At 45.2% G+C, this 6,720-nt stretch carries 6 protein-coding genes and 1 pseudogene; all 7 read right to left on the bottom strand.

Annotated features, from left to right (window positions below; translation table 11 throughout):
- A pseudogene (locus BEA93_RS23565) lies at nt 1–120 on the bottom strand (fimbrial protein); the annotation flags it as partial.
- A 16-nt stretch (nt 121–136) separates the two neighbouring features.
- Nucleotides 137–901, bottom strand: a complete 765-nt coding sequence (gene faeI / locus BEA93_RS23560) for a F4 (K88) fimbria minor subunit FaeI (RefSeq protein ID WP_105225196.1) — start codon at nt 899–901, stop codon at nt 137–139.
- Between the two features lie 30 nt (nt 902–931).
- The gene (locus BEA93_RS23555) at nt 932–1,663 is read right to left on the bottom strand and encodes a fimbrial protein (protein ID WP_105267672.1); all 732 of its coding nucleotides are present in this window, start codon (nt 1,661–1,663) and stop codon (nt 932–934) included.
- Between the two features lie 212 nt (nt 1,664–1,875).
- A complete protein-coding gene (locus tag BEA93_RS23550; RefSeq protein ID WP_033556651.1) occupies nt 1,876–4,200 on the bottom strand; it encodes a hypothetical protein in 2,325 nt (774 codons plus the stop codon).
- 107 nt (nt 4,201–4,307) lie between these two features.
- A complete protein-coding gene (locus tag BEA93_RS23545; protein ID WP_105225195.1) occupies nt 4,308–5,123 on the bottom strand; it encodes a hypothetical protein in 816 nt (271 codons plus the stop codon).
- A gap of 237 nt (nt 5,124–5,360) precedes the next feature.
- Nucleotides 5,361–5,852, bottom strand: coding sequence for a F4 (K88) fimbria minor subunit FaeF (faeF, locus tag BEA93_RS23540; protein WP_105267670.1), 492 nt, complete (start codon nt 5,850–5,852; stop codon nt 5,361–5,363).
- Nucleotides 5,853–5,886: 34 nt separating this feature from the next.
- The gene (gene faeE, locus BEA93_RS23535; RefSeq protein ID WP_105267669.1) at nt 5,887–6,663 is read right to left on the bottom strand and encodes a F4 (K88) fimbrial chaperone FaeE; all 777 of its coding nucleotides are present in this window, start codon (nt 6,661–6,663) and stop codon (nt 5,887–5,889) included.
- Nucleotides 6,664–6,720: the final 57 nt, after the last annotated feature.

Genomic DNA, 6,720 nt, shown 5'->3' with positions numbered 1-6,720 from the left:
CATTCCCTCCTGCCAGTGGCCCGGCGGAATAATCAGGGGTTGTGCCAGCACACTGGCTGAAGTCAGAAAAAACAGAGCCGGAAACATACCGGACTTCAGACGATGAATAATATTCAGCACCGGACCGTCCTCCTGCTTACTGGTACTCAATACTTACCGGCAGTGACACCCGCCAGCGTTCCGGCATCATGCCGTTCAGACGTAATTCACCACTGCCTGCCACAGTCTGTGCACCATACGCACCTTCAACCTGACGCAGGGAGGCATCACTGAAATGACTCACTCCCGAATAACCACTGATGGTCATTGTCTGCAGCCAGCCGGGGCCTTCGCCACTGAACATCTTCTGCAGAACACCCGGAATATCAGAAGCCTTCATGGCTGCGCTTTCACCAGGCAGACCATTCACATTCAGGTCGTCATACACACCGGCATACGCCGGCTGTCCGTCCTTCACATGGCGCAACACCCCCGCAGCCTGCATTCTGAAAACAAATGTGCCTGCCCGGACGTTATTATCTCCGGTGACAGGCAGCGTCACCTCCGCCACGCCTGGTGCTGTCCATTCAAGCGAAAATCCCTCAGCACCCTTTCCGTAACTGACCCGGGGAGAAAGCCCCTCACGTCCTGCCGGTGTGGTCAGGGTGGTTTTTCCCAGTAAAACGGTCATCGCCGGCAGTACGACCGGAATTGCCTGCTCACCGTCACGAGCACCTCGGCTCTGTTTAACCTCCAGGCCTTCATTTCCCTGTCCGACTTTCCACACCCACGGATTACGGGTGCTGGTCACTGCCCCTTCCAGCTTAAGCTCTCCGCTGAAATCTTCTCCCGGCGTGTTCCAGGCCAGTACACAGGAAGGCAGGAGGCTGGCAGCAAACAGAAACAACGTAACCTTTTTCATTTCTCTTCTCTCCTTATATCCCTGCAACCATCACTGTACCGTAACCGTCACATTCAGCCCCGCCTGCCATACTGCAGGTGTACCCTCTGCTGGCAACCGCAGTTCAAAATCCGATACCGCTGAAGCATAGGCCGCAGCCAGATTCATCACCCGACCGTCAGCCAGTACCCCCTGGCTGATAACCTGTCCGTTATCCGCCGCATTCATGCCATTGCCAAAACCCTGGTTCATCAGAAGTAATGTGGAAAGGCGGGTTTTCAGCCACTGTGGCAACGTTCCTGACTGTACATCCGTCACGCTCTGTCCGCTGACCAGCGACATCCCTGCAGGCACTGCCGTCCCCTCTTCCTGTGCACCGGCACTGACTGCCATCCCCTGATTCAGGGTGAAAGAAAGCTGCCCCGACACATTTCCCGTTTCCGGGTCACGCACCGGAACAGAGGCGCGGAAGTGCTGTGCTGAGGTGCCATTTCCTTCTGTCACAGTAAACGGCTGTCCGTTACTGCTGAAGGTAATAAATGGCGTGAATCCTGGACCACCGCGCTCAGCCACCTCATGCAGATGTCCCTCCAGAAACGGCAGTACCCCTTTATCACGCAAATTAAAAACCAGTTGCCCGTTCTCTGTACGTGCATCAGCAGTATCCACAACCCAGGTCTGGTCCCGCGAACTTATCTGCCAGGTCCATTTAGGAGCTTCATCAGTGACAAAACCATTAAACTGAATTTCGCCACCATCAATAATAGCCAAAGGAGTGGACATAACTTCCAAAGGGAACGTAATAAAAAAAGAATAAAAGAAAAAAATAAATTTCTGTATTTTTGACATTTGCATAACCTATTATGAATAGATTAAAAAAACAACTTATACCATCCTCAACATTACTGACTGGATATAATATTTATCAGAATTACAAATAAGAATCAGAACTAAGAAATATTCAATACGCCCCCTGCGGGAGCGTATTGAATTAATTAATTCATCAGATTAATAAAATCAGTCCAGAATCCTTGCACAACCTGATCAGCGTAGGCATTTTTATCATTTAAGCTTCGGGTATAGTTACCGCTACCAACCAGATATAGTCGTCCTGCATCAGATAATTCCTGATCCGACGCCTCAACTCCGGAATAGTTTATCGGCCGAACAAACTCACAGTTAATAAAATATGGGGGCTTCAACATATCATCGTCAAGGTCTATATTTTTATTATTATATCCCAACAACCATTGATTTCTATTTTTCTGTCGGGATACCGGACAAACCAAACTATTATATACAATAACATTACAATTTTGAGCATATCCATGAGAGTATGTATCAATAGAAAGAACCCCTGAATTAATGACTCTAAGTTCTCCCATTGCAGTGAAATCAACAAATGAGCATTGACAGTTATCGATCATAACATTAAATTTCAGAGCAAGTTTATTTTTGGCATTATACCAAGAACTATCCCATTTATCTGTCGACTCAATAATCTGAATCACACCGCCGAGATCATTGTACATAAATCTTTTACCAAGAGACTGCTGAGATATATTTCTAACAGTGATGTTACAATTTGTCCTGCTTGATAATATTTGCAGGTTATTACCTACTTCTACTTGATTATTCTCTCCATCCACACCAACGACAGCTTGCCGTTTTGCAAACCCAATCCATGTTACAGCAGTTGCAAAAGAGGGTACTTTTGCATTATGAAAAAAAACATCAGAAACACATAATGTGTCTGGACAAAATATTTTTCTATCATCATCTTTTGTGGCAATCACAGGATTCAGAGACACCATTATTGCCTGAAAGAATTCATTGTTAGTCTTAAATGTCCCATCAATAAAAATGTTCTTTATAATAATAGATGATGGCCACAAAATATCTCTGCCCGGATCATAGTTCAAATCAACAAACTTAGCCAAATAAAACTTGTATATATCAGCAGTTTCACTAATTTTTATATTAAGCCCATCAATTAAAATGCTTCCATCCCATTCTTGACCATAATCCTTTCGCGGCGAAAAAAAAACAGGTTCAGGAGACGCTCCTGTCTGCGGGATCTTATCAAGAATAAAGATACAATCTCTTATCGCCAGATGACCACCACCTGTTAAATATACCCCAAGATTTTTAAAAGTGGAGTTATTTATAGAAATATCATAAGCCATCCAATGGCAGTCAAATCGATTTAAGTACGAATTATAAATCTTTACATCCTTTATATAATTAGATCCAGTAATCCCCCATCCATCATTACCTGTGAGGCGTTCTAATTTTATACGTGTTGATTTTGTCAACTGCAGACCATATGTCCCGGGTGTTGACTCAAATCGTTGTAAAGCTTCAAGTTCAAAGTTATTCAGTGCAATGTTATCACATTCCGTGATATTTATCATTGTTCTTATATTTGGAATGGAGGCACCTGACTCAACATGTACCACACTATTTATCTGACTATTGCTGCGTTTGCATTCTATAAATCTGAATGAAACCGTCTCATTGCAATCAATTTTGGGTGAGTTAAAATATAATACACTATCCTCTTTTGGGATAATAGTTACTTTACTAACATCACCATTAGAGAAATCTCTGGCAAAGCCAATCAGCAATCCTCCATCTTTTGTCGTCAGAATTATATCCTTTTTAGGAATAAGAGTTTCTACGCCGCCATCATATCTTTTTATATCGGTGGTTTCTGACTCAATGATTACCAGAGCATCTTTATACTCTGATATTCTATCATACGGCAAGTATGTTGAGTTTTTAACCATGTACTGACTATAGTTTTTATTTAACTCATTTACTTCTGATTCTGAAAGAGTAACCTGACTCTTTCTGGATAAAATCTGATATATACTTGGGGAGCCATAAGTAGGTGTTTCTACTCCTGAGTAACGGTCGGTTTTAATTACTGCACCAGTTAGATCACATGAAGTATAGACTGGAATTGTTCTGTTCTTCCAGTAAAAAATTCCAGATTTCTGAACTACTGGAATATTGAATTGATTAGAGCAAACATGAGCATTATATATAGCCTCATCTGAGGCTACTCCCCCTGTATTATCAGCCCCAAACATATTATAATCAATATAGTTTTCGAGTTGGCGAATCCACCTCCCTTGTGAAGTATTCTCGACCACTATACAATACCCGGAATCATCTGCTGCCGTAGAACCTTTATCCCAGCAAAAAAAACCACCCCCAGCATTCCCTCCAGAAAAATATGCTTTCAGATATACGATTTCACTTTGATTTTCTGGCTGAGTTTTTTTCAATTCAGCCATGGAATCTATAACACGCATAGGAACACCTACTATCTTTGTTAATTAACAAGCTATCTATGATGATAGTCCAAGGCTTATTTTAAAAGCGAGATCAACAATAAAACTGATCTCGCTCATATAATCTATTATTGATGCACTACTGTTACGCCGACTGGAATTTTCCACTCAGTCGTACTTGTCGGACGCTGATTGAAGGTAACCACAACGGAGTCACCAGATTCAAAACCAGCTACTAAAGCAGCTGTATTCTTTTGTGCTGGGGAAGTTAATGTCGTGGTTACAGCCTGATCTTTCGGGTTAGCTCCTTGCTTCATTGCTTGAGTGAAAATTTCCTCTGTTGCCAAAGCGTTAATCGCAGCCAAAGTTTGATCTGCAGATTGCAGAATACCCGCCATTTCACCAGAAATCATACCATAACCAACATCGCCTACATTAGCCGCACGAATAGGTTGATAATTTAGCCCTGTATTATCAGCTGTATTAGATTTAGCTACAAGACCGTAGGCATGAATATGCAGCACAGCTGAGCCTAATTCATTATTGCCAGCCTTATCCATTACCGCAGCATTAAGTGAAAGTCTGCTGCCATTTCCTGTATTGTCGAAAACAGGAGTAATTTTCTGTCCTTTCGCATCCTGCCATGTTACTTGAGGAGCCAGGTTTGGACCACCGATCGTTGGAGTTTCCAGCTTACCCATTACAAGTGGTTTAGCTGTATTAATATTAAAGGTTGCTTCATTTGAAACTGAAAGTTTATCCCATGAGGTATCCAGACCTGTAATAGGTGCCCCCATTTTCCACTGCCACGGGGAAATTGGTGGTGGCGTCACTGTACCACCAATATCAACAGAACCATTAAAATCCCCATTCGACCATGCCATAGCAGAGCCGGATACTGCCGCAGATGCAGCTACAGCCAGTGCAATCAGAGTTTTTTTCATAAAATAATCACCTTGACATTTCATAAATAATAAACTGAATCGGTAATCCTTATTTTTCCGGAATTACCGCAAAACCATCCCCTGCGGATTCATTTAAATAACCGCATTTCATTAAACACAGTGTTTAACTCAGAATAGTTTTACGTTATTCCCGTTTTAAAAGACGGTAAATCCCTTTACCAATATGACCCGCTCCGGAATCATGGGATGTACTGCATTTATAAAGGAAATGAATCCTCAGTCTTCCACCTGCAGCGCTATCTGCAGATTTCCCCGGTAACTGACCGGGACTTCCAGCTCTGCCGGTGCATCCGTTCTTAACTCAACCAGCTTCTGTGCCTCCGGAACGGTTATCACCACATCCTCACCCTGCTGTCTGGCACTGAGTGTCACTCTCTTTCCGTCAACCATCAGGGCCGTCTTCAGGGTGATGCGGGCTTCCCCGTTATCCGGCAGAGTCTGCTTCACCGTGATATACGTCAGGCCACCTGATGCCGCCCTGGACTCTGCGCTGCGGATGGTCAGGCTGCCGGGAAGAGGCGTCGTGTCTCCACTCCGGTACAGCACCGGGTCTGTCGGTGTACGGGTCACCTTCACCACACTGTTACCTGACACCTGACCGTTCACCACACCCAGATACTGCGTTTTCTCGCTGTATTCAACGGCAAGTGCTGACTGAATACTGAGTGCACTCAGGGCCAGGGCGACTGCCATCATTGTTTTCTTCATTTATTACCCCTCTGTTCCGTGTTCCGGAGGGCGGTTATTTCTGCTCTGCGGTATCCGCTTTCTCAGTTTTTGCTGCTTCCGGTGCTGTCGGTTTCTTCTTGTTAATTGTCCAGGTCTGCAGGCTTCCCCAGTCATTCAGTGAATCCACCTTCGCAACATTGCCTTTCACCTGTACTTCATCACCCGGCATGAACATCAGCAACTTCTGTGCCGTTTCGTTATCCGTGGCAATTTTCTTTCCGTTTCCGTCCAGCAGGCTCCCAATCGCAAAAATGTACGGCGTGGTGTTCACCAGCATGGTCCTGCCATCCGGACGGCTCTGCAGGCTGATGCCCTCTTCTGCCCCCTTGCGGCCTTCAAGCAGTACCTTCGGGCGATAGAACAGTTTCAGCTTCGTGCGCAGCGCCACTGCAATACCGCTTCCCTCCAGAGCCGGCGGAATATCCTGCAGGTTCAGCCAGTACACCGACTCTTTATCCTTCGGCAGATGGTCCGAGGCCATGATGATACGCAGCGTCTGCTGACCATTCGGCTTCACCTTGAAGAAGGACGGCGTCACCACAAAAGTCGGACGGGTGTCCTTCTCCACGATATTGTCCACCCAGGCCTGGCCACCAAAGGTACGCTCCTTGTCATTGTTGGTGACCGTGATGGTCAGCGCATCCTTATCCCCGCGAAAGACATAGCGGGTCTGGTCTGCCGCCAGGGAAGCCATCGCACTCTGACAGGTCATCATCAGCGCCAGAGTCATTCCCAGTGCTTTTGTCACCTGGTTAGTGAAAAACGTCGTAACTGCGTTACGCTTACTCACACGTAATCTCCTGTAGTTTCTCAGTATCCTGCAGTCTGGCCGCAGGTATCCGGCACT

The sequence above is a fragment of the Escherichia sp. MOD1-EC5950 genome (assembly GCF_002965345.1).
Classification (GTDB): domain Bacteria; phylum Pseudomonadota; class Gammaproteobacteria; order Enterobacterales; family Enterobacteriaceae; genus Escherichia; species Escherichia marmotae.
The sequence above is the reverse complement of the archived record's forward strand: the minus strand, read 5'-3'. Positions and strand labels throughout refer to the sequence as shown.